Source organism: Paenibacillus sp. FSL M7-0420 (genome assembly GCF_038002345.1).
Classification (GTDB): domain Bacteria; phylum Bacillota; class Bacilli; order Paenibacillales; family Paenibacillaceae; genus Paenibacillus_AQ.
Map to the genome: position 1 here is coordinate 5,571,801 of NZ_JBBOCJ010000001.1, position 24,980 is coordinate 5,596,780.

Annotated in this window: 11 protein-coding genes, 7 tRNA genes and 2 rRNA genes; 4 read left to right on the plus strand and 16 right to left on the minus strand. The window is 53.5% G+C overall.

All coding sequences use genetic code 11. From position 1 onward, the window contains the following. Positions 1–46: 46 nt before the first annotated feature. Together MKX51_RS23735 and MKX51_RS23740 are read left to right on the plus strand one after the other, a co-directional pair. Positions 47–2,038: an alpha-amylase family protein gene (locus MKX51_RS23735; protein WP_340994092.1), complete on the plus strand. Its 1,992-nt coding sequence runs from the start codon at positions 47–49 to the stop codon at positions 2,036–2,038. A gap of 329 nt (positions 2,039–2,367) precedes the next feature. Beyond that, complete coding sequence (locus MKX51_RS23740; protein WP_340994093.1) at positions 2,368–7,899, plus strand: CBM35 domain-containing protein; 5,532 nt, start codon at positions 2,368–2,370, stop codon at positions 7,897–7,899. A 784-nt stretch (positions 7,900–8,683) separates the two neighbouring features. On the opposite strand, the gene MKX51_RS23745 is transcribed toward MKX51_RS23740, so the two are convergent. From MKX51_RS23745 to MKX51_RS23770, 6 genes are all read right to left on the minus strand, one after another. Beyond that, positions 8,684–9,808, minus strand: a complete 1,125-nt coding sequence (locus tag MKX51_RS23745) for a DUF4432 family protein (RefSeq protein ID WP_340994094.1) — start codon at positions 9,806–9,808, stop codon at positions 8,684–8,686. 220 nt (positions 9,809–10,028) lie between these two features. Then, complete coding sequence (pgmB, locus tag MKX51_RS23750; protein ID WP_340995694.1) at positions 10,029–10,721, minus strand: beta-phosphoglucomutase; 693 nt, start codon at positions 10,719–10,721, stop codon at positions 10,029–10,031. Next, positions 10,693–12,966 carry a glycoside hydrolase family 65 protein gene (locus MKX51_RS23755; RefSeq protein ID WP_340994095.1) on the minus strand — a complete coding sequence of 758 codons (2,274 nt, stop codon included), beginning with the start codon at positions 12,964–12,966 and terminating at the stop codon, positions 10,693–10,695. Before MKX51_RS23755 ends, pgmB begins: the two co-directional genes overlap by 29 nt. Positions 12,967–13,017: 51 nt before the next feature. Next, entirely contained in the window at positions 13,018–13,842 is an 825-nt protein-coding gene (locus MKX51_RS23760; RefSeq protein ID WP_340994096.1) for a carbohydrate ABC transporter permease, read from the minus strand. Between the two features lie 20 nt (positions 13,843–13,862). Next, on the minus strand, positions 13,863–14,738 hold the full coding sequence (locus tag MKX51_RS23765; RefSeq protein WP_340994097.1) for a carbohydrate ABC transporter permease: 876 nt from the start codon (positions 14,736–14,738) through the stop codon (positions 13,863–13,865). Positions 14,739–14,777: 39 nt separating this feature from the next. Next, entirely contained in the window at positions 14,778–16,124 is a 1,347-nt protein-coding gene (locus MKX51_RS23770; RefSeq protein ID WP_340938692.1) for an ABC transporter substrate-binding protein, read from the minus strand. Positions 16,125–16,444: 320 nt separating this feature from the next. Here MKX51_RS23770 and MKX51_RS23775 point away from each other — a divergent pair, with 320 nt between their 5' ends. Continuing rightward, the gene (locus MKX51_RS23775; RefSeq protein ID WP_340994098.1) at positions 16,445–18,265 is read left to right on the plus strand and encodes a sensor histidine kinase; all 1,821 of its coding nucleotides are present in this window, start codon (positions 16,445–16,447) and stop codon (positions 18,263–18,265) included. Positions 18,266–18,269: 4 nt separating this feature from the next. Then, positions 18,270–19,886, plus strand: a complete 1,617-nt coding sequence (locus MKX51_RS23780; RefSeq protein WP_340994099.1) for a response regulator — start codon at positions 18,270–18,272, stop codon at positions 19,884–19,886. Here MKX51_RS23780 and MKX51_RS23785 read toward each other — a convergent pair. The 10 genes from MKX51_RS23785 to MKX51_RS23830 all read right to left on the minus strand — a co-directional run bounded on the left by MKX51_RS23785 (position 19,813) and on the right by MKX51_RS23830 (position 24,765). Continuing rightward, on the minus strand, positions 19,813–20,310 hold the full coding sequence (locus MKX51_RS23785) for a hypothetical protein (RefSeq protein WP_340994100.1): 498 nt from the start codon (positions 20,308–20,310) through the stop codon (positions 19,813–19,815). The genes MKX51_RS23780 and MKX51_RS23785 overlap by 74 nt on opposite strands. 136 nt (positions 20,311–20,446) lie before the next feature. Continuing rightward, positions 20,447–20,525: transfer RNA gene (locus MKX51_RS23790), tRNA-Leu, on the minus strand. A gap of 187 nt (positions 20,526–20,712) precedes the next feature. Beyond that, positions 20,713–20,789, minus strand: a tRNA-Arg gene (locus tag MKX51_RS23795). A 6-nt stretch (positions 20,790–20,795) separates the two neighbouring features. Next, positions 20,796–20,870, minus strand: a tRNA-Gly gene (locus MKX51_RS23800). 32 nt (positions 20,871–20,902) lie between these two features. Then, positions 20,903–20,980, minus strand: a tRNA-Asp gene (locus MKX51_RS23805). A 9-nt stretch (positions 20,981–20,989) separates the two neighbouring features. Continuing rightward, positions 20,990–21,063, minus strand: a tRNA-Met gene (locus MKX51_RS23810). A 40-nt stretch (positions 21,064–21,103) separates the two neighbouring features. After that, positions 21,104–21,179: transfer RNA gene (locus MKX51_RS23815), tRNA-Val, on the minus strand. 187 nt (positions 21,180–21,366) lie between these two features. Next, positions 21,367–21,441 (minus strand) — tRNA-Glu (locus MKX51_RS23820). Between the two features lie 143 nt (positions 21,442–21,584). After that, positions 21,585–21,701 (minus strand): 5S ribosomal RNA (gene rrf, locus MKX51_RS23825). A gap of 137 nt (positions 21,702–21,838) precedes the next feature. Next, positions 21,839–24,765 (minus strand): 23S ribosomal RNA (locus MKX51_RS23830). Positions 24,766–24,980 lie beyond the last annotated feature (215 nt).

A 24,980-nucleotide genomic window follows, 5' to 3' on the forward strand; every position in this document is an offset into this window, starting at 1 on the left:
ACTGGGAATCTTCTTTTCATTCCATTCCATAAGGGGCTGTATATCCATGCGTTTTCGTCAGGTTCATCTTGATTTCCATACCTCAGAAGCCATTCCCGGCATTGGCCGGGACTTCTCCAGAGCCCAGTTCCAGTCCATGCTGCGTACAGGTCATGTTGACTCGGTCACCGTATTCTCCAAATGCCATCACGGCTGGGCCTATCACCCGAGTGAAGCCAATGAGATGCACCCCGAGCTCACCTTCGACTTGCTGGGTGAAATGATTGAGGCTGCCCATGAGATCGGAGTCCGTACACCGGTGTATTTATCGGCCGGCCTGGACGAGAAGCTGGCCCGCCGCCACCCGGAGTGGCTGATCCGTGATGCCGAGGACCGGACCCGGTGGGTGAAGGATTTCATGACACCGGGTTACCACGAGTTCTGTATGAACACCCCTTATCTGGACATCCTGCTGGCCCAGATTCATGAGGCGGCTTCCCGGTACGATGCTGACGGCATCTTCCTGGACATCGTTGGTTGCCGTAAATGCCGCTGCCAATATTGCGTCACCGCTCTGCGGGCCGCGGGCCAGGACCCCCGGGATGAAGCTGCCGTCATCGCCCTTGGTGAGCAGACTTACCTGAATTATGCCCGCCGTGTGCGGGAGACTCTGGATGCCGTCAAGCCTGGACTTCCTGTCTATCACAACAACGGCCATCAGCAGCGGGGACGCCGCGATCTGGTACAGGTCAACAGCCATCTGGAGCTGGAGTCGCTTCCTACCGGAGGCTGGGGTTATGATCATTTCCCGCTGTCCGCACGCTACGCTCAGACACTAGGTATGGAATTCCTCGGCATGACCGGTAAATTCCATACCTCCTGGGGCGAATTCGGCGGCTATAAGCATCCGAACGCGCTGCGGTTCGAGACTGCGCTTAGCCTGGCCCACGGCGCCAGATGCTCTATCGGTGACCAGCTCCATCCCTCCGGCCTGATGGATGAGGCAACTTACGCCCTGATCGGCGCTGCCTACAGCGAGGTCGAGGCGAAGGAGGAATGGTGCAGCGGAGTTACGTCCGTTGCAGATATTGCCGTCCTGTCCCTGGAGGCAGCACGCGAAGCCTGCCCCGGCGGACAGGCACGCAGGGGGGAACGCAATCTGGCCGATGCCGGTGCGGTACGCATACTGACAGAAGGCCATTACCTGTATGATATCGTAGATACATTCAGCGATTTCACCGCCTACAAAGTGCTGGTGCTGCCCGATGAGGTGCACGTATGGCCGGAGCTTGCCGACGCGATCAGGGCCTTTACCGCCGGAGGCGGCAAGGTGCTGGCCACCGGACGCTCCGGCCTGAATCCGGCAGATGATGCGTTTGCGCTGGACCTCGGAATCAGCTGGCTGGGAGCCAACCCTTACCGTCCCGCTTACTTTAAGCCGTATTTCACGCCCGGCGCGCTGCTGCCCGCCTCCTATGTAATGTACGGCGAAGGCCAGCTAATCGAATTGCAGGAAGGACAAGGAGAGGCGCTAGGACATCTGGAGAATCCTTATTTCAACCGCGATGTCTTCGCCTTCTGCTCCCACCAGCATACACCGGGCGCCATGGAGAACAACGGTCCGGGGATGGTGGAGAGCAGCAGCGGCATCTATATTGCCTGGGATGTATTCAGCGAGTATGCGGATGCCGGCCCTCTCATCCTGAAGGAGATGGTGCTGCATGCACTGTCGCGGCTGCTCCCTCAGCCGTCACTGCGTACGAATCTGCCGGCCCGCGGCATAACGACCCTGCAGTATCAGCAGGCAGAGCAGCGCTATGTGCACCATCTGCTCTACGCCGCTCCTACGCTCAAAGGCCGGATCGAAGTCATCGAGGATATTGTGCCGCTGCGGGACATTTCTGTCAGCCTGCGCCTCCCCTCCTCTGATCCCGTGCACCGTGTCTATCTGGCCCCGTCAATGACAGAGCTGCCGTTCACGTTCAGCAGCGGGGGTGAGATTAACTATACGATTCCTTACCTGGAGAATCACCAGATGGCGGTAATCGAGCTGGTATAGCCGGAAGAACGGCGGTTACTCCGCCCTGCCATTCATGCCAGACAGGCTTACAAGTTGCCCGGACGCAGCTTTGTAGGCCTGTTTCTGCTTCCCGGTCCAGGCAGTCAAAATAACATAAGAAAACTAAAAAAAATGAAAGACTCTCCAATTTCCGTTCCAGACTCCTCTTCTGCCGGATCAATCGCTCAAAATATCGCAAAACATGATGCGGAAAAACAGTTCCGTTTCTATTTTATAATGAATGCGTAGCGCTACAAATTTAAGTAAGCGGTTTCATTCATCGGCACTTAAGCTTTCAGGAGGAAAATTGAACAGATAAGGAGATTATTATGAGGAAAAAAAGTTTGGTGATGTTACCCTTTGTGATTCTGATGTCCTTCATGCTCGCAGGCATCTCCAGTGCAGAGGTAACCTCTAATTTTGTCAATCCGCTTATGGGAGGTGCTGACCCCACCATCGCCAGGGCTGCAGACGGCTACTACTATTCAGCTTTTTCTGGCGATAACAATATCACCCTGAAGAGGCATGAGACCATTCTCGGCGTATCTGTGGCCAAGAGCAAGGTCGTCTGGAAAAAGCCGGATAATTTCGGATTCGTATGGGGTCCCTATATCTACAGGCTGGAGGGCAAATGGTATCTGTACTTCTCTTCCGGCCCCGAGGAGAGCTACGGTTACGGTCATCCCAGCTCTTATGTCCTGGAGAATGCTTCTCCCGATCCTTTTGAAGGCACGTGGGAGCTTAAGGGCGAATCCGCCAATGCAGACAGCGACGGGCAGGTTACGGTCAAGCAAGGGCTGCTGAACACGGAGAGCTTCGGTCTGGCCTGCGGAGTGGTATCCATCCAAGGGGAAACCTACTTCACCTATACCAAGTACTTCTACTACCCGGACCCGAATGACCCTGCAAAGACGAAATTCGACGAGAGTCCGACCATTGTCAAAATGAAGAACCCGTGGACCCTGGAAGGTCCGGAGGGTACAGTGGCCCGGCCGCAATATGACTGGGAGAAGCAGCACGACAATATCAATGAGGGCGCAGCCGTTGTGGAACGTAATGGCAAAACCTTCTTCGCCTATTCGGCCAGCAGCTTCATGAACGATAACTATTCTGTAGGGGTATCCGTGGCCGATGCCGGTTCCGATGTGATGCAGGCACAGTCCTGGGTGAAGCATCCCGAGCCGGTTATGAAAAGATCGGACGAGAACAGCTCCTACGGTCCGGGCTCCCCCCTGTTCCTGAAGTCCGAGGACGATACCGAGGATTGGATTATGTATCACGGCATACCGACCCACGGGCAAGGCGGCGGGAACCGGGGCATCAGAGCCCAGCGCTTCCACTGGGATGATCATGATTACATCAATCTTGGAATTCCTTCTAACCCCGGCACTGTCCTGAACAGACCCTCCGGCGAGGAGAGAAGCGAAATCTATGAGGCCGAGGACGCCAGCCTGTCAGGAGTGTCCCGGATCATCGGCAAAAGCGGTTATGCTTCCGGCGGCCTGTATGAGAAATTCAGCAACAGCAGTGACAATAACTATGCAGAGTTTACAGTGAACACCAACGCACAAGGAACCTACTCACTGGATTTCAGATACAACAACAATACGCCAAGCGCGGTTAACATGAAATTAAAAGTCAACGGGGGGGCAGCCCGGGATCTCTCTTTTGCCTCCAACGCAGGCTTTGATGCCAACTTCGATATCCACTCCGTGCATAATATACAGCTCAATGCCGGAAGCAACACGATCCGGTTATCCGGCAAGAGCGGTCTGGCCCTGGATGCGATGATTATCAAAAGAAGCAGCCTGTACCAGGCCGAAGATGCCGTGCTGTCAGGCAATGCCAGGATTGACAGAGACCATGCGGGATATAGCGGAACCGGATTTGCCGGCGGCTTATGGATTGCAAATTCTGGGGTCACCTTCAAGGTCAATGCTGCCAGCGCAGGCAGCTATTCGGTTAATCTGGGCTACAGCTTAGGGTTTGACGATGACAGAACCCTGAGTATGTATGTGAACGGGCAAAAGATTAAGCGGGTCGATTTCTTCAGCCTGGGCAACTGGGACCGCTGGGCCGACCGTTATGACAATGTTTTCCTCAGAGAAGGGGAAAATACGATTATGTACAAATATGACGCCGGCGACACCGGCAATGTCAATCTGGACTATATCACGGTCACCGAAGCAACCACTTGGCATTATGGCGCAGAGGATGCCAAGCTGACCGGTGCGGCTGACACTTCTGTCGTGTACGCCAAAGACGGCAACATGGGGACCGGTTATATAACCGGACTATCCGCTGCGAACTCCTCGGTAGAGTTTGCTGTAAATGTTGAGAATGCGGCGTCCTATGATGTGAAATTGCGATATGCAAAAGCTGATGCAGGCAAAACCCTGGCCCTCTACTTAAACGGCACCCGGATCAGGAGCATTACCCTCCCCGCCACCGGCGGGCCTGCGGTCTGGAAGGAGCAGCTTGAGACGCTGAGCCTGAAGCAGAGCAAGAACATCATTACCTACAAGAACGAAACGGACAATTCCGGCATGATCAATATCGACAGTATTCATCTGACCAAGCGCACCCCCTGGAGGTACCAGGCGGAAGATGCCGCCAGAACCGGAAGCCTGCAGATTGCCAGAGATCATCTATGGTATGAGGGCAACGGATTTGTCGGCGGATTTGAGCAGACAGGAGATTCGCTGAAGTTCGAGGTCAACGTTCCTAATACAGCGGCCTATACCTCAACCCTGCGCTACTCCGGCGCACAAAGCTCCAACATCACCATGTCGATGTACGTTAACGGGCAGAGAATCAAGCAAATCTCCCTGACCCCGACTGCGAATTGGGAGATGTGGGCCAACAGCACCGAGTCCGTGAACCTGAAGTCCGGTAAGAATGTCATTCAATTCATCCGTGAACAGGGCGATACCGGAAGATTCAATATCGACAGCCTCACCATTGATAAGACAAGCGGCGGATTCATGAGCTCCATTGCCAAGAAGATCATTCCTGAAAAAATGGTCAAAATCCAGCCGAAGCACAGCGGAAAAGCGCTGGATGTAGACCGGGTATCCAGTGATCCGCTGGCGGTCATTAACCAATGGGCGAACGGCGACGGCAATAATCAGCTGTGGAGATTCCTGGATCTCGGCACGGGATATTACCAGATCCAATCGGTTCACAGCGGCCTGGTTATTGATCTTCTTCCCGGCTCAGCGACACAGCAGCTCTGTCAGAATACGATGGCCAAGGGAACGATACCGGATAGCCAGCAGTGGAAGCTGGTGAAAGACGGGGACTATTACAAGATCGTGAACAAAAGAAATAATAAAGTCATTACTGTAGAAGGCGCATCGAACAATAACGGTGCAGCCGTGCGGGTAGCTGATGACCAGGGCAAAGATAATCAGCGTATGAAAATCGAAATCCGCAACCTCAGCAACAGTGAGATCAGCGCCTTAAGCGAGCTGGGCGGGCGTTATGAGGTAACCTTTAACGCGAGTGGCGGAAGTCCGGAGCAGACGGTTGTTCAGGCTGTATACGGAGAAGCGTTGACTCCTCCGGCAGTCACGAAGGAAGGCTATGAGCTGGAGGGCTGGTACAACGAGGCTGAGAAATGGGATTTTGCCGCCCGTACCGTGCCTGGCGCATTAACGCTGACGGCGAAATGGGAGCTTAAAGCGCCGGAGGTGCAGATCGTCAGTGAAGGCGCGATGCGGGCAGGCTCAGACGGAGTGCTCCGCGCCGCAGGCCAAGGTACAGGAACCCTGTCCTACACCTGGTATGTGGACAAGGGAGATGGCTACGGCGAGCCGGTTGGTTCAGGTGACAGGCTGCTGCTTCCGGCGCTGTCGGAAGCGATGAGCGGGTACCGGTATAAGGCCGTTGTGACCGGCGAAGGCGGCTTAACCGGCGAGCAGGAATACATCCTGCAGGTGCTTCCGGCCGATGCCGAATGGACCCCTCCGGGATTCGGTATAGATCTTCCCTCCCGGCTGGAGACCGTCGCGGGCGAGCCGTTGACGCTGCTGGTTGAGCCTACGGGAGATGTAGCGTCCATAGCGTGGGAGATGAAACGCCCTGACGGCGGGGATTGGCTGCCTGCAAGCGTTACCGGAGCGGTATATCGCTTCACCCCGGGAATGGAGGATGACGGAACACAGTACCGTGTTGTACTGACCGGAGCAGCAGAAGTGGATTCGGTACGCGTTACCGGAACAGAGCTTAGCCTTAAGGTGTATCCGGCGTATGAGCTTCCTTCCATCGAGTCATTCACGGCTTCGGCTAATCCGGTAGCCGGGGGAGATTCCGTTACCTTTACCGTTGTAGCCAGCTCGGTCTACGGAGAGCTGAGCTACCGCTGGCTGAAGAATGACCTTGTGCTGGACGGCGCCACCCGCAGCAGTCTGACTATTGAGAAGGCCGGGGCTGCGGATGCAGGAGCATACAAGGCTGAAGTAAGTAATAGCCGTATCATCGGTAACCGTTCTTATTCGGATACGGTCAGTACCGGGACCATTGATCTGACCGTCAGCCTTCCGGTGGTAACACCAACGGACCCTCCGGTGACGCCGGCAGGTCCGCCAGTATCAACGGCAACTCCTAAGCCGGCACCGCAGCCAACTGCAACGCCGGGTCCGGCGGTTGCTGTCATTACAGCTGCTCAGCTAAGCGGTCCGGGGACCGACGGAGTGGTTACGGTGCAGGTGGGGCAAGCGGCTGCAGTGGAGCTTCCGGTGAATGCCGGGGAGCTGCTGGGAACCCGTTCCCTGCGTGTGCAGGGAGACGGAATTGAGCTTGTGCTGGCGCCGGAGCTGCTGAAGCAGCTGGCGGAAGCCGTGCCTGCGGACGGGCGCAGCGGTGCCAAGCTTCTGCTGACCGCAGAGCCAAAGACGCTGGCCGCAGCGGCGCTGAAGGCCGAAGCAGGCGTCACGCTTAAGGGCAAGCTGATGAATTATGATCTTATCGCGTCCGGTGCGGATGGCAAGATCCACCGGCTGGACAAATATCCGGTTCCGGTAAGCCTCAGCTGGCCCGCCGCTGGACTTGATCCGAAGCTGCTTGGCCTGTACCGTGTGGAGAGTGACGGTACGCTCACCTACCTGGGCGGTGCAGCGGAAGGCAGCGGGTTGAAGGGGCTTCTTGACGGCAGCGGCACCTACGCGCTGCTGGAGTATTCCAAGCAATTCGACGATGTTCCGGATTCACACTGGGCCTTTGACGCGCTGCGCGAGCTGTCGGCGAAGCATCTGATCCGGGGCATCTCCGAGCAGGCTTATCAGCCGGACCGGAATATTACCCGGGCTGAATTCGCACAGCTCATGGCGAACACGCTGCAGTTAAGCGGCAGCGGTAGCGGTAGCAGCGGTAGCAGCAGCGACAGTGCCAGCGACAGTGCCAGCGGTAGCGACAGTGCCAGCGGTAGCGACAGTGCCAGCGGTAGCGACAACAGTAGCGGTAACGGCAACGGTAGCGATAGCGACAACAGCAGCCGCAGCTTCACAGATGTGCCGCAAGGCGCATGGTATCAGAAGGCGCTCTCCGGCATGGTCGAGGCCGGCCTGATTACCGGACGGACTCCAGAATCCTTCCAGCCGAATGCAGCGATCAGCCGGGAGGAGATGACCGTCATTCTGATGCGGGCGTATCAGCTCCGGCAGGGAACCACCCTTCCGGCTGCTGCGCTCAGCCCTTCCTTCAAGGATGCCGGCAGCATCTCCGGCTGGGCAGCGGAACAAGTGGCGGCAGCGGCTTCGCTCCGCCTGGTGCAAGGGCGGGCTGACGGCACCTTCGCTCCGAAGGCTCCCGCCACTCGTGCCGAAGCTGCGCAGCTCCTGCTGAATTATCTGAAGAAATAAGTCTTTGGCGGCAAGCGGATATTAACTGCTCTGTAAGGCATAAATAAGGCGTTCCTCCTGGAATAGCATCCGGGGGAGCGCCTCTTGCTGTCCTCAAGCTTTATTATCCAGCTCCCCGCATGCAAGCCTCTGGCTTTTCCCTTTAACTGAAATTAACTACATGCAAGGAGGTGCGCGCTTTAGCCGTTGAAGCTCTCCCGCCAAATCCATGTTCCATCGCGCCAGGGATCATATTTAAACAACTGATTGTATTTCCTGCAATAGAACTCTCATATTTTGCTGCGAAATGGGATTCTATTGTATTTCGTACAGTAAGATGTTGCATTTCAGGTGAAAAATGGCCTTTGCTCGAGATTCAACTGTACAGAATGCAATAGAGCCCACATTTTTAGCCATTTTTACAGATTCTAATGTACAAAATGCAATTGCTATTGCTCTATCTACAACATTCCCCTCACAAACTCGGCCCCACCCCGAGATTGTTGTACAAATGTCATCATTTCTCCACCACCCAGCAGCAATACGGAGCAAATCCTGCATTTCGTGCAGGAATCCGGCTTACATGCCGGTAAATTGAGAGCCTAGGCTGCATAATGTGCAACATTTCCGCCTTGGCCTCTTGTGCCGGGCCTTCTTCTGTCTGCCAAGTAATCTGTCCGCCGGATAATCCCATTCCCTGCAATAAAAAACACCTTCAAGATTGTCTCCCTGTCTTACGGCAGGTTCCATTCTCTTGAAGGTGTTTTGGATGGGTCTCACTTTGTCGGGACTGTTCTGGCACCGATTACTTTGCTGCACTCTGGATCATGCCCGCAAGGGCGGCAATTTCCTCAGGATCACGCGTTGCCCCCAGGATGATCCAGCCGCTGCACTGACTGCGCGGCCCGAGATAGACCGTTTCACCGTCTATCGTTTTTTGCTGCATGGAATTGGGCCGCGTTTTGCATGGCTCCAGAGCATACATCCAGTCGGTGACCGCCCGTTTGGCGATCAGTGAACGCGGATAGCATTGCAGGGAACGGATCACATAGGCTGCGGTATCCTGCCCGGCGTTCACCAGCATCTCGGCGGTCAGCCCGCCGCTTCCGGCTGCGGCTGCGGGGTAGCCGCAGACCTGCGGCAGATCGGACAACCCTGCCACCAGCTGGGGAACGTATTGATAACAGCGGATCGGGTCCAGCCGGGTTCCGGCATCGTAGACAGCCAACGGATCCGCTTCCGGCGGGGCAGAGTCACGGAGCAGCATTTTCTCAGGCAGGACCGGCAGGATATAACTCCCCCCGCCCGCCATGAAGGACCCTGCCAGCTGGATATGGTATCCGTCATCAACGGGTTGGACGGAATCTGTTACATTTTGCACCGTATCCTCCCGGAACAGGTCAGCCGCTCCGTAAGGGGTAATGATGCGGACTGTTTTCTGATACACAGGCGACATTCCATACCCTCTCACCGGAATGTCACCCTCCAGGCAGATGTGCTGCTCATCCCAGCTCAGCCGCACCGATTCCGGCAGCGCCGGGGAATAGGACCCCGTCCCATGGACAGTTCTGACCTCATCCGGGGTGCCGAAGATTTCAGGGCCTATAGCAGCTACAGCCGCATAGAACCCTGAATCCCAGCCCGATTGCTCATTATCGGTCAGATCTACATGATCCGGATGAAGCAGATACCGCTCATCCCGCTCCCAGCTGATCTTCCCGGCATCCAGCCTGATTTCCCCGATATCCATCCCCCGCTCCAGTATCACAGTGAAGAGCAGCCGACCATTGCATATGGTCAACAGATGCATTTGCGAGCCGAAGCGGTCTCTAATCAGCGTCAGACTGACATAACCGCCTTCCGGCAGCGCTTGTGGAAGGTCCGGCTGCAGCCCGGCCAGCGTCAAACTACCAATTTGCTCAGTGTTCATCCAAATGCTCCTTCCGTCCGCCCATCAGCCATCCAACCATTCATTCCTTCACACCGATCAGCCAAGCATTCATTCCCTCTCCGCCCACCAGCAACCGAACCATTCATTCCTTCACACCGATCAGCCAAGCACTCATTCCCTCTCCGCCCACCAGCAACCCAACCATTCATTCCTTCACGCCCACCAGTCACCCAGCCGTTCATCCCCGTCGGCCGATTTTTCATTCGGACGCTTCCCCTCCGGCATGTCCCGCTATGCCGATATGGCTAAGCAGATATACTGGTTCCAGCTGTTCGAAGCTGGTCACAATAAGGTGAGCGCGGGCAAGCAGCCCGCTGTCTCCGATGCCAACCACGCGCATGCCTGCCCGGACCGCACCCTCTACACCGGCTGCTGCATCCTCGAATACGCAGCAGCCGGCCGGGTCTGCGCCAAGTAATCGGGCGGCCTGCAGGAACACCTCCGGGTCCGGCTTCGCCCGGGTGACGCTGTTCCCGTCCACCACCGCATCAAACAGCGGCCGGATGCTCACCTTCTCCAGAATCAGCGGAGCGTTCTTACTGGCCGAGGCAATCGCCGTCCTGATCCCTTGTGAACGCAGTTGCCCAACGAAATCCGCAACCCCCGGCAGTACATCGGCAGGCGTAAGCGTCTGTAGATACTCCTTGTACCACTCATTTTTACGGGAGGCCAGATCCTCCTTGTGCTCTGCCGTCAGATCCGTAATCCCCCCGGCCCGCAGCAGAAGCTCCAGCGATTCCATGCGGCTGACACCCTTCAGCTGTTCATTCTCTCTTTCACTGAAAGCGAACCCCAGCTCTTCGGCAAGGCGCCTCCAGGCCTGATAGTGGAACTTTGCGGTATCGACAATGACACCGTCCAGATCAAAGATAGCTGCCTCCAACGGTTGCACCTGCAACTGGGTTCCCTCCATTCAGCTTCTGTACTTCATATGCACCCGGGTGAATGGTGATCTGGTAGCGCTCTCCCCGCCAGGCCACGGTGAAGCTCAGCTCCTCCCAGCCTTCGGGCAGCCGGGGCTCCAGCTCAATACTCTCACTCCACATCGCACTCTTCAGCCCGGCGAACCCGTATACGATCAGCTGCCACAAGCCGCCGCAATTGGCGATGTGAATCCCCTCGGCAGCACCCTTTTTCTCAGGTGAGAGATCAATATCCATCACCCGCTGCAGAAAAGCGCCCGCAGCCCCCCTCTGCCCGAGCCAGGAGGCCACAATGCCGTGAACCGCCGCCGACAACGAGGAATCATGAGTTGTAATCGGCTCATAATAAGCGTAGGACGCCTGCATCTGCTCCAGGGTGAATTCCTGCGGGAACAGCATCATTAATTCCAGCACATCTGCCTGCTTAAGCGCCTTGGAGCGGTAATTACGCTCCTGGGAGATGAAATGGCCGAAGGGACGCGACCGGTCGGTCCAGATGCCCGCAAAATCCACCTCAGCGTAAGAGGCAAAATCGTCCGATTGCGGAACAATTTCGCTCCGGCTGTCATACGGCAGCCTCAGCTTCTCCGCCGTATGCCGGAAGAGCTCCCGCTCACCGGGACGGATATCCAGCCGCTCCGCCGCAGCCGCATAGCTGTCCGGGCTCCCCACTTCCAGGCTGTCGAGACAGGCAACGGTCTGCTCCAGACTGAACTTAACCATCCGGTTGGTGAAGGCATTGTTGCGGGTAAAAGGCAAATATTCATCCGGTCCCATCACGCCGAGCAGCTCGGCTGTCCCCTCCTGGTTCCAATCCACCCGGCCGCACCAATAACGGGCCGTCTCCACCAGAATGTCAATCCCGTAATGCTCCAGGAATTCATCATCTCCGGTCGCCCTAACGTAATGGTATAGCGCATAGACGATGTCCGCTGTTATATGAATTTCATGATCGGCATATTGCCAGTTGGCACATTGCTCTTCCCCGCCCAAGGAGGACTCCCAGGCATACCGTGCTCCCCGGTATCCATATTTCCGTGCGTTGCTTCTGGCTCCGTCCAGCGTATGATAACGGAACAGAAGCAGATTGCGGGCCGCCTGCGGATGGGTGTGCAGGAAGAAGGGCAGCAGATTAATCTCTGTGTCCCAGAAATATCTGCCGAAATAAGCTTCTCCGGCATACCCCTTGGCACAGATGGCCACCCGGTCATCCTTCTCCGCATTCGCACGGATGAGATGATAGAGTGAGGCGCGGACGCTTAGTTGTGCTGCATCGTCTCCCTTAATACCGATATCGGCTGCCTGCCACTTGCTCCTCCAGCTGCCGGCATGCCGGTTATACAGTTGCTCCCAGCCTAATTCACGTGCGCGGCGGAGCTGTTCATGCGCCCTGTCGTACATCGTTCCTTCTTCCCTGTCACGGTCCGTGGTCACCGCAGTCAGCTTGCTGACCGTCAGCCGGTCCCCGGCCCGCAGAGCTAATTCCCCGCGCTGCGCAGCCATCATCTCTGTGACGCCGGCCTGCCAGTCCACCGCTTCAGATACTTCAAGAGCCGACAGCATAATGATCCGGTTGCCCTCCTCGGTAAGTGTCTCAAGTGACAGCATACCTTCGGATTCCGCCAAGGGAATGACCTGAGCAAAATGATTCATCCCGTTGGTCCGCACATCTCCCCGCAGAGTCGCCGCCAGCTCCAGCCGGCCTTCACCTGCCAGCACCTCCACCTGGACCTGCTGGATACACAGATGGGTATCCGCCAGACTGAGGTAGCGGCTATAAGTACACTTAAGATGCACACCTTCTGCTGTCTCCCACAGAAATGAACGGTGTAGCATCCCATCCCGCAGGTCCAGCCAGCGGCTGTAGCTGCTGATCCGGCAGCGGTCCATATCCAGAGACTCGCCCCCTGACCGGAATTCAAGCCCCAGGACATAGGGGAGATTGACAATCTCCTCCTTCAGCAGCGGATGCTGCGCAACAATGCCAGGGATGAAGGTGCCCTGCTTGGATTTGGGGTGCCGTGGCTTCTCCAGCGTAACGTTATCAGGAAAGCGCAGATATTCCTCATTCTGCGGCGCATCGCTGCACCCTTCCTCAAAGCTTCCGCGCATATGCATATAGCCGTTCCCTTGGGTAAAAAGCCCTTCATAATGCTTATGCAGCCGGGCTTCATACCCATCTTCCTTCAGGCACCACAGGTTATCCTCATTCATCTGCAACCCTCCATTCTCCGGTAACTTTCACTGTCATTCCCGTCCGCCTGCTCATCCCTTCACCGCTCCCGCAGCAAGGCCGGATACAACCTGCTCCTGCAGCAGTATATACACCACAATACTCGGGATGATCACGACCATCGTGGCCGCGAACATGACGCCGTAATCACTGGCGAACTGGCTTTTGAAATAATAGAGCGCAAGCGGCAGGGTACGGCTCTGATTCCCTGTCGTCAGAATAATAGCGAACTGAAACTCATTCCAGCAGAGCAGGAACTGCATCACACCGGCCGTGCCGAAGCCCGGCTTCGAGATCGGCAGAATAATCCGGAAGAAGGTCTGGATGAAGCTGGCGCCATCCAGATAAGCCGATTCTTCCATTTCCTTCGGGATTGTCAGGAAGTAACTCGATAGAATGTAGAGCGAGACCGGCAAGCCGAAGCCGGTATATACGATAATCAGTCCAATCAGCTTGTCGTACAGTCCAAGCGTATTCACCGTCAAGTACAGCGGCTGCAGCATCGCCGCTCCCGGAATCAGGAGCGACAGCGAGAAGGCTCCCATCAATAGCTTCTTGCCGCGGAATTTGAAGCGCGCCAGGACATAGGCTGCCATACCGAGCAGCAGCAGATTGAGCAGGGTTCCGAAGATCCCCACGATTACACTGTTGATGTAGAAGCGGGAGATCGGCGCTATTTGGAAGGCCTTCGTGTAATTGGAGAAGCGGAAGCTGCTTGGCCAGCCGAGCGAATTGCTCAGAATCTCGGCATTGGTCTTGAACGAAGCGAGCAGCACCCACAGGAACGGACCCAGCGACAACAGGACAATCAGGATTACAAATCCATACTTAAGAACACCCAAACCTTTTTTCAACATTCTCACCCCATCCGCTCCATTCAGTTTTGGGAGCTGCCTATTCTGAACAGATTTCGGCACAGCAGGACAAAAATCAAGCCAAAGCCGATTAGGAAGACGCCCACGGAATTGGAATAACCGAAGTTATTGTCCATGAGTGCGGTCTTGTAGATATAGATAGGCAGGTTCATCGTCTCATTGCCGGGTCCGCCGCCTGTAGTCATCAGAATAATATCCATCTTCTGCAGCATGCTGGTTCCGGACAGAATCACGCAGGTGCCGATAATATTGCGCAGCATGGGAATCACAATGTACAGATTAATCTTCAGCGTGCTGGCCCCGTCGATCCACGCCGATTCATACAGACTGTCCGGAATGGCTGCGATCTCAGCCAGAATCAGGATCGTAACCACCGCCGCATAGGGCAGCCAGGTCATCGTGACAGAGAAGAAGGCCGTGGCATAATCCATGAACCAGTTCTGGGAGTAATCCGCATTCCCGAATAAGCGGGCAATACTGTTCACCGCACCAAAGTCAGGATTGAGCATACACAGAAACAGCATCCCTACGGCTGCACCCGAGATAATATTCGGAAACATGTAGACCGTGCGCGCGAACTTCCAGTAGAATTCCTTCATACTGAGAATGATCGCGAACAGGGTGCCGATGGCCACGTGAACCGTAGACTGCAGCAGGACCCAGACACCTGTATTCAGTGCGCTTTGGCGAAAATCGGCATCATCCGTAAACAGCTGGATATAGTTAGTGAGACCGTTAAATACCGGGCTGCGTCCGGCCGACCATTCCGTAAAGGAGGTGCCGAACAGAATCACAAGTGAGACAGCATAGACAAGAATAAACAATATTACAGTCGGTAACAGGAAAAGCGTGATATACCCTCTATTTTTCCTAACCATCCATATGGTCCTCCCCAATCCTCAGCTTACATAACTGCTTTATTTATTCTTGGCGGCAATATCCGTCAGTTCCCGGGCAATCTCTTCGGCAGTTGCCTTGCCGGCTACCAGCTTCGGATACAGGTTCTTCCAGGCATCCGTTACGTTCGGGAAGACGATGGAGTCGAGTGTCCGGTAATGAAGCTGCGTCTTTTGGGCGACGGTGATCGACTCGACCATGATCGGATATTTCTCTTTCAGAGCATCTGAGGGCTGAACTTCACTCGACACCGGCATTACATTGCCGTATTCAAGCGCGATGGTCTGCCCTTCAAGCCCTGTTTTGAACTTGATGAATTTCTCGGCGGCATCGCGGGTTTCCGGCGTTTTGGCTCCGATCATATAGCCGACCTCATAGGTGGAGATCAGACTGTTGTTCGGGTAGGCGGCAACGCCCACTTTTTGATCGAAGCCTTCAGCGGATTTGGTCGGGTCGCTGAAATCACCGATCATCCACGGACCATTGGCAATCATCGCTGCCTTGCCCTGGCTGAACGCGTTCGCTGCATTGGCATATCCCGCTCCCAGCGCATCCTTCGTCGTATACTTATCCAGCAGCTCCTTCATCATGTTAAGCGCCTGAATCATTTCCGGCGTATTGAAGTTGGCAGGGTGCAGAGTGTTCATGAACGCTTTGCCGTTATCCCCGTTCGTACCGATCATCGCCGCAAGAATCAGGTTACTCGTCCAGGCATTCTCCCCGGTCATCAGGGCAAGCGGTACATAGCCTGCAGCCTTCAGCTTCTCGTTGTTGCTCATGAATTCATCCCAGGTCTCCGCCGGTTTGATTCCTGCCTTCCCGAACATTTCTTTATTGTAAAAGTAGCCGATGTTCTGCTTCTGATCGCTGATCGACCAGACCTTGCCGTCCCGTGTATTGGAGGCAAGGGCGTCTTCTCCGATAGCGGCCTTCCATTCCGCATCTTTATCCAGATATTCATTGAAAGGGGTTGCAAGATTGCCTTTGATCAGAACATCATTAATCCCGTCCTTGCCCATGACGACATCCGGAACATCCCCGGAAGCGGCCAGAATTTTGATCTTGTCAACATAGGCGGCATCGCTTGGAATCTCTTCAACCACAACCTCCACTTCATTGCCGTATTTGGCATTGAACTGCTTGATCTGTTCTTCCTCCATCTTGGCTGACGCATGTGTGCCTACCCGGAAGGTCAGATAGGAGATTTTGACCGGCGCTTTAGCCGCAGGCGTAGCATTCCCCGCGCCCGCTGATGCCTCAGCCCCGCCTTTATCCGCTGAATTCCCCGATCCGCAGGCTGAAATGGACAGGGCCAGAATCAGAGTACTCGCCAGAGTAATGCCTGTTTTATACCGTGGTCTTTTCAAATGAAATCCCCCTTAAATAATGTTGGCCTCATACACAGGGCGTAAATTGTGCGCCCGTTGCAGTTTGTTACAGCTCTCATTGTAGAACAAAGAAAACGGCGAATGAATTCGTTTTTCCGTATACTCTTTTATAATATCTTGAGCAAATCAGTTAAGGCGGCGGGGTAGCTGAAAGGGCTTTCAGATTTCTTTAACTCTTCTTCGTTATCTTTACCACATTGGCCAAAAGGGCCCGTTTTCCCCCTGCCCGGCTATTCGCCATCCGCCAAAAATTATATAATACCTTTAAATCTATGAATCATCACCAAGGAGCAGTCTGCATGTCCAACAAGCCTATCCTGCGATGGCTCAGCCTTCGCCCGGTTTCCGAATTATTCTCCCGTATTCCCGTCAGGAATAAAATTGTAATTATCATCGTTCTGCTGATTCTTCTGCCGATGACCTTCGCCGGCTGCTATTTCTATTGGAACATCTCCCAGATTCTAACCAGGAACGCCAATGCCAATCTGTCTCTTCTGATCCGCCAGACCAACGATAATATTGAGAAATCCTTTCAGATTATCGATAACACCTCCCTGCATTTTCTCTCCAACAAAATGTTAAGAAACTGGTTAATCGACGATATGTCGCTGAGCGATGATTTCTACAAGAAATTCGTCAACAAAACCGAAATAGAAGAGGACCTGAAGTATAGTCTCATGTTCAACAATGCCTGGAATATCAGCCTGTTATCTACGGCTTTTGTATTTTTTGATAGCGACAACTATGTATCCGTTCTCAAGACACCGCCCAATATTGAACAGACCAATAAGAACAATCTCGCTGTCTATCAATCGGTGAATGGCAGAATGGTCAGAGGCAAGGAGATTCTGAAGCCAAGCCCCGGTGACCCCACCATTTATTTCACACGCGTCATGTCCAATATCAATCTTCCCGAGCAGCGTCTGGTGCTGATCTTCGGCACGAATGAGGCAGATTTGGCAGAGGAGTATTCCGGCCTGCTCGATTTCACCGGTGCGCTGGCCTATATCATTGATAACAAGGGAATCATTTACTCCAGTGCTGGGAAGCAGGAGCTCGGCTCAGTGGTTCCTTCCGACATTCTAGCCCTCAAGAACAACACCGAGGTAAAGGAGGTGAAGCTGGGCCAGGAGACCTATTTAGCAGCTTCCCGAAGCATCGGCACCACTGGGCTTACCTTCATTGCCGGCATCCCGAAGAAGCAGGTGCTCTCCAGACTATCCGGAAGCATGCACAACTACATATGGATCATCACCCTGATTGCCTTCGTCTCCCTGGCGGCAGGCATTCTGATTTCTCTGCGTTTTACCCGGGTCGTCCGTGATCTCCTGCGGAGTATCCGTAAAGTGAAGAAGGGGGATTACAACTCCAAGATGCCTGCATACAAGGATGCAGAGCTGAATCAGCTAAGCAACACCTTCAACCATATGACAGACGAGATCAGCTATCTCATTAAGGAAGTGTACGAGAAGCACCTGCTGATTAAGGAGTCGGAGATCAAATTTTTGCAAGCCCAGATGAATCCCCATTTCCTGTTCAATACGCTCATTACCATCGGCTACAAAGCCAAATTGTCCAGAGATGAGACCGTTTACAGAATGGTATCCTCCCTTACGGAGCTGCTGCAGGCAAGTATTTATTCGAACAGCCTGGCCAAGATTCCGATTCGTCAGGAGCTGGATTTCATCAAATTCTATCTCTATCTGCAGAAGGAGCGGTTTGAAGATAAGCTGGAGTATACGATTCAGATCGAGGATGATGCCTTGCTGGATCTGCTGCTGCCCAAGCTGAGCGCCCAGCCGCTGGTAGAGAATGCGGTGGTGCACGGTGTGGAGAAAAAGCTGGGCAAGGGTATGATCCATATTCATATCTACCGCCGGAACGGCTCGGTCTTTTTTGAAATCAAGGATAATGGCAACGGATTTGACCAGATTCCGCAGGATTGGAATAATTTCGAGAACCTCACCATACGCAAACAGGGACACAACAACATTGGCCTGATAAATACACATAAGCGGGTGAAGCTGATTTATGGCGAGCCTTATGGAATTGAGGTCGAGAGCGAACCGGGGGCAGGCTCCAAGGTTACACTTCACATACCGACAGATTTGGGGGAATGATTACATGTATAATGTCATGATTGTCGATGATGAGCCTGTTATCAAAAAAGGGCTGCAATGCTTTATTGACTGGAGCTTGCTGCACTGCGAGGTTAGCTGTGAGGCTTCCAACGGGCTGGAAGCCGTAGAACTGCTGGGCTATTATGATATCGATATTATTGTTACCGATGTCCGTATGCCGGGGATGGATGGCCTTGCCCTATCGGACTATGTGCACCGGAACTTCCCGCAGATCAAGGTTATCATTCTGACAGCCTTCGCAGATTTCTCCTATGCCCAGACGGCTATTCAATATGAGGTGGTCGATTTTGTCATCAAGACCAATCCCACGGAGCAGATTCCCCGGGCCATTGAAAAAGCAACGCGGCTGCTGGAAAAGGAACAAGAGCAGAAGCAGAAGCTAAGACAGCTGGAGAGCAAGATTCATGACAATCTGTCTGAAATCAGCGAGAAATTTCTGAAGGAGGCCGTCGAAGGCCTGATCAGCGATGAAGCCGGTTTATTCAGCCGCTCCAGAGAGCTGGGACTGCAGCTGGAGAACTATTTCGGGGTCTATATGGAGGTTAAGGATATGCCCGGCCCCCATGCCTCTGCTGGAGCGCAGACCAATGATCATCACCGGTTCCTGGCCTCCATCCGCCAGTTCCTTACCCTGGCGTTCGCGGAACGCCCCTTTTATATTCTGAATATGGAGAAAAACACCCTTCTGGCGATTGTCTCCATGGGCAGCGGCAATGCGGCAGTATCCACCCAGACCCTGCTCACGATCAGCAACGAAATTCTGGCCATGGCCGAGCACTTCCGGCAATACCATGTCAATATCGGCATCAGCCTGCTGCACCGGGATGTGCTGACCCTGCCCGGAGCTTACCAGGAGGCCCGCGAGGCGCTGCAGGGCAGCTTTTATAACGATAATTATGTTGCCGTGTATATGCCTCATGCGAGCCAGACCCTCACTCCCGGTGCTCCTCCCCATCATGCTGCCGAGCAGATTGCCGAATATCTGCAGCAAGGACAGAGCGATCAGGCTCTCCAGCAGCTGGATCAGCTGCTCAAGAGCTACCGGAACCACCAAGAGCCGATGGAGAATGTAAAAGTAGCTTGCCTGCTTATCGCGTCCTACTGCTTCCGTCTGCTGAGTGCGAGCCAGCCCTTCGAACCGCAGATGGATGAGAACCAGTCGGCGGTGTACAAGCACATTCAAGAGAGCAAGAGCATCCAGGTGCTCGCAGATATCCTCATGCGCCTCATTCAGAGCTGCTCGAAGGCCATTGCGCAGAATGACAACCAGCCCAATTACATCGTCATCGAATGCCAGAAATATATACGGGAACATTACAACCAGAACCTGAATCTGCAGATTATTGCCGACCATATCCATATCAACAGCAGCTACCTCAGCCGCCTGTACAAAAAAGTAACCGGCGAGTCCATCATCGACGTCATCAATAAATACCGGATTGAAATGGCCAAGAAGCTGCTGCGCAACCCTGCCAGCAAAGTCTTTGAAGTCGCCGAAGCCGTCGGCATTGAGACCCCGGCCTATTTCACCCATGTCTTCTCCAAGTACACCGGGATGAGCCCCAAGGAATACAAGCTGAATTATTCACAGTTGAATTAACGGCAAAAGTCTCTGAGTTTACAAAATTCTTTTTATTTCTAAAATTATCATTAATAAAAATAGAGCCTGAAAGCAGGGCTAAATCAGTTATTATAGTTTCAGTGCAATAAAAAGAACAAAATGCCTGCGGCATCCCGAATGTGATCGGTTTTTCGACCATATCCGGCCCACACGCCTCTGCCTCACCGAATGTAGTCGGTTTTTCGAACATATCCGGCCCACACGCTTCTGCCGCACCAATTGTGGTCGGTTTTTCGAACATATCCGGCCCACACGCTTCTGCCGCACCGAATGTAGTCGGTTTTTCGACCATATCCGGCCCACTCGCCTCTGCCGCATCGAATGTGGCCGGTTTTTTGACCATATCCGGCTGTTCGGTCAAATCAGCGAAGTCATTCCTATTATTGATCCAGAATATAGTCATCCTGCCGATGCTCCAAGACACTTACCCCCAACTTTATGGACAACTTATCCACATCGGACGTAAATCATAATTTCCTAATCAACAACAAAAGGGTTATGACATTGTCCAAAATACAATGTCATAACCCTTTTGTTAGTACCGGCGAGAGGACTCGAACCTCCACGGTTTCCCACTCGATTTTGAGTCGAGCGCGTCTGCCATTCCGCCACGCCGGCTTAATATCTTATATATCCGCTATGGATAATTAAATTTTAGATGAAAACCATTCAATAGAATAATAATGGCGCGCCCTGAGAGATACGGATGCTATGCATCCGATTGCGAAGTTATGCTATCGAAGCTTATGCGTAAGCGAACTCGTTCGAATCTGAAGGACACTTTGTTAAATCAGAGAAGTATTAATGGCGCGCCCTGAGAGATTCGAACTCCCGACCTTTTGATTCGTAGTCAAACGCTCTATCCAGCTGAGCTAAGGGCGCAAAATATGGAGCGGACGACGGGAATCGAACCCGCGACCCTCGCCTTGGCAAGGCGATGCTCTACCGCTGAGCCACGTCCGCACACGGTATGTATTCAATTGCTTCAATAAAAATGGCGGAACCGACGGGATTCGAACCCGCGATCTCCTGCGTGACAGGCAGGCATGTTAGGCCAACTACACCACGGTTCCAAAATAATATTGCGGGGGCAGGATTTGAACCTGCGGCCTTCGGGTTATGAGCCCGACGAGCTACCGGGCTGCTCCACCCCGCGTCAGTAATAAAATATTCTCTTCTTGCTAGTTAAGTCTCCATGGTGGAGGCTGAGGGGTTCGAACCCCCGACCCTCTGCTTGTAAGGCAGATGCTCTCCCAGCTGAGCTAAGCCTCCATCGAAGAAGCAACTTAATGATCATAACACATTTTTATGAGATATACAACCATTAATTTATCAAAGATGAAATTGGTGACTCGTATGGGATACTCTTCACTTCGTTACGAGATTGCGATGTAATCCTTACGAAGCTTATGCTTCAACGAACCCTGGGAATTCTCATCCCATCACTCAAAGAAGAAATTGGTGACTCGTATGGGATTCGAACCCATGTTACCTCCGTGAAAGGGAGGTGTCTTAACCCCTTGACCAACGAGCCAAATTAGCAAACAATCTTTCGACAACAAAAAATATTATATCATATAAACTAGATTAATACAATAGAAATATTATTATTCTATTCATTGTATGCACAATCAAAAAACAAAAAACCACCATTGATAATCAACAGTGGTCTTAAGTGCTTGGCAACGTCCTACTCTCCCAGGACCCTTCGGTCCAAGTACCATCGGCGCTGGAGGGCTTAACGGTCGTGTTCGGGATGGGTACGTGTGGAACCCCTCCGCTATCGCCACCAAACGTGATTTTTGCGCTGCGTGGACATCTGTGAGATCACTCCCGCAAAATATCAATCCTTTGAAAGAACCTGCAGCTTAAAATCTTTCAGGAAATTGATTCCTGAAAACTGAATCCGAAACGAATCTGCGAATTATTTTTTGGATAAGCCCTCGACCGATTAGTATTGGTCAGCTCCATGCATTGCTGCACTTCCACCTCCAACCTATCTACCTCGTCGTCTTCAAGGGGTCTTACATACTGGGAAATCTCATCTTGAGGGGGGCTTCACGCTTAGATGCTTTCAGCGCTTATCCCGTCCGTACGTAGCTACTCAGCCATGCTCCTGGCGGAACAACTGATGCACCAGCGGTACGTCCATCCCGGTCCTCTCGTACTAAGGACAGCTCCTCTCAAATTTCCTGCGCCCACGACAGATAGGGACCGAACTGTCTCACGACGTTCTGAACCCAGCTCGCGTACCGCTTTAATGGGCGAACAGCCCAACCCTTGGGACCTACTTCAGCCCCAGGATGCGATGAGCCGACATCGAGGTGCCAAACCTCCCCGTCGATGTGGACTCTTGGGGGAGATAAGCCTGTTATCCCCAGGGTAGCTTTTATCCGTTGAGCGATGGCCCTTCCATGCGGTACCACCGGATCACTAAGTCCGACTTTCGTCCCTGCTCGACTTGTAGGTCTCGCAGTCAAGCTCCCTTATGCCTTTGCACTCTGCGAATGATTTCCAACCATTCTGAGGGAACCTTTGAACGCCTCCGTTACTCTTTAGGAGGCGACCGCCCCAGTCAAACTGCCCGCCTGACACGGTCCCCGTACCCGATGAGGGCACTAGGTTAGAACCTAGATACGATCAGGGTGGTATCCCAACGGCGCCTCCGCAGAAGCTTGCGCTCCTGCCTCACCGGCTCCCACCTATCCTGTACAGATCGTACCCAAATTCAATATCAAGCTGCAGTAAAGCTCCATGGGGTCTTTCCGTCTTGTCGCGGGTAACCTGCATCTTCACAGGTATTAAAATTTCACCGGATCTCTCGTTGAGACAGCGCCCAAGTCGTTACGCCATTCGTGCGGGTCAGAATTTACCTGACAAGGAATTTCGCTACCTTAGGACCGTTATAGTTACGGCCGCCGTTTACTGGGGCTTCGGTTCACAGCTTCGGGTTACCCCTAACCGCTCCCCTTAACCTTCCAGCACCGGGCAGGCGTCAGCCCGTATACTTCGCCTTGCGGCTTCGCACAGACCTGTGTTTTTGCTAAACAGTCGCTTGGGCCTTTTCACTGCGGCCCCCTCGGGCTATTCACCCTACCGAGGCACCCCTTCTCCCGAAGTTACGGGGTCATTTTGCCGAGTTCCTTAACGAGAGTTCTTCCGCGCGCCTTAGAATTCTCTTCTCGCCTACCTGTGTCGGTTTGCGGTACGGGCACCTTCTCCTGACTAGAGGCTTTTCTTGGCAGTGTGAGATCATGACCTTCGCTACTATAATTTTCGCTCCCCATCACAGCCCAGCCTTACGGTGTGCGGATTTGCCTGCACACCAGCCTCACTGCTTAGACGGACATCCATCAGTCCGCGTCACTACCCTCCTGCGTCACCCCATCGCTCATAGCGGATTACGGTGGTACAGTAATTTCAAACTGTTGTCCTTCGACTACGCCTGTCGGCCTCGCCTTAGGTCCCGACTTACCCTGAGCGGACGAGCCTTCCTCAGGAAACCTTGGGCTTTCGGCGGATCAGATTCTCACTGATCTTTTCGTTACTCATACCGGCATTCTCACTTGTATACTCTCCAGCGCTCCTTACGGTACACCTTCAACGTATATACAACGCTCCCCTACCCCAGATACATACGTATCTAGCCATAGCTTCGGTGGTGTGTTTAGCCCCGTTACATTTTCGGCGCAGAGTCACTCGACCAGTGAGCTATTACGCACTCTTTCAATGGTGGCTGCTTCTAAGCCAACATCCTGGTTGTCTGTGCAACTCCACATCCTTTCCCACTTAACACACACTTGGGGACCTTAGCTGATGGTCTGGGCTGTTTCCCTTTTGACAATGGATCTTAGCACTCACTGTCTGACTCCCGGCAAGAAGTAAATGGCATTCGGAGTTTGACTGAGCTTGGTAACCCTTGCGGGCCCCGCACCCAATCAGTGCTCTACCTCCACCACTCCATTCACCGAGGCTAGCCCTAAAGCTATTTCGGGGAGAACCAGCTATCTCCGAGTTCGATTGGAATTTCTCCGCTACCCCCACCTCATCCCCGCATTTTTCAACATGCGTGGGTTCGGGCCTCCAGTGCGTGTTACCGCACCTTCACCCTGGACAGGGGTAGATCACACGGTTTCGGGTCTACGTCCACATACTTAGTCGCCCTATTCAGACTCGCTTTCGCTGCGGCTCCGGCTTCTCACCTTAACCTTGCATGTTAAACGTAACTCGCCGGTTCATTCTACAAAAGGCACGCCATCACCCATAGAAAGGGCTCTGACTTTTTGTAAGCACACGGTTTCAGGTTCTATTTCACTCCCCTTCCGGGGTGCTTTTCACCTTTCCCTCACGGTACTGTTTCACTATCGGTCGCCAGGTAGTATTTAGCCTTAGCAGATGGTCCTGCTGGATTCATACGGGGTTTCACGTGCCCCGCACTACTCGGGATCCGTCTCGGAGAGAACACAGTTTAGGCTACAGGGCTTTTACCTCTATCGCGGGCCTTTCCAGACCTCTTCGCCTACTCTATTCCTTTGTAACTCCATGTGAGACGTCCCACAACCCCAAGAGGCAAGCCCCTTGGTTTAGGCTGTTCCGCGTTCGCTCGCCGCTACTGACGGAATCACTATTGTTTTCTCTTCCTCAGGGTACTTAGATGTTTCAGTTCCCCTGGTCTGCCTCTGCGTATCCTATGTATTCAGATACGAGTAACTGCGAATTACCACAGCTGGGTTTCCCCATTCGGACACCCCCGGATCAAAGCTTGCTTACAGCTCCCCGAGGCAGTTTCGTTGTTCGCCACGTCCTTCATCGGCTCCTGGCGCCTAGGCATCCTCCGTGTGCTCTTAGTAGCTTAACCAACGTTCCGGCATTTGGCTTGTTTGCACAATCCAAAACCTTCACTTTGTAGCAACTAATAACTATTTCAACTTGCTTACACAAGTTTCAGCTAAAAGATGTTCTAAAACGCAAATTCGTTTCGGTATCCAGTTTTCAAGGATCAAGTTGAGAGCTTAAACTCTCAAAACTGACCAACGAGTGAGTAACTAGCCGACCGGCTAGATTTAAGATTTG

Coding starts and splice junctions, on each gene's coding strand:
- MKX51_RS23735 (WP_340994092.1), top strand. CDS start 47: ATGCGTTTTCGTCAGGTTCATCTTGATTTCCATACCTCAGAAGCCATT.
- MKX51_RS23740 (WP_340994093.1), top strand. CDS start 2,368: ATGAGGAAAAAAAGTTTGGTGATGTTACCCTTTGTGATTCTGATGTCC.
- MKX51_RS23745 (WP_340994094.1), bottom strand. CDS start 9,808: ATGAACACTGAGCAAATTGGTAGTTTGACGCTGGCCGGGCTGCAGCCG.
- MKX51_RS23755 (WP_340994095.1), bottom strand. CDS start 12,966: ATGAATGAGGATAACCTGTGGTGCCTGAAGGAAGATGGGTATGAAGCC.
- MKX51_RS23760 (WP_340994096.1), bottom strand. CDS start 13,842: ATGTTGAAAAAAGGTTTGGGTGTTCTTAAGTATGGATTTGTAATCCTG.
- MKX51_RS23765 (WP_340994097.1), bottom strand. CDS start 14,738: ATGGTTAGGAAAAATAGAGGGTATATCACGCTTTTCCTGTTACCGACT.
- MKX51_RS23775 (WP_340994098.1), top strand. CDS start 16,445: ATGTCCAACAAGCCTATCCTGCGATGGCTCAGCCTTCGCCCGGTTTCC.
- MKX51_RS23780 (WP_340994099.1), top strand. CDS start 18,270: ATGTATAATGTCATGATTGTCGATGATGAGCCTGTTATCAAAAAAGGG.
- MKX51_RS23785 (WP_340994100.1), bottom strand. CDS start 20,310: ATGACTATATTCTGGATCAATAATAGGAATGACTTCGCTGATTTGACC.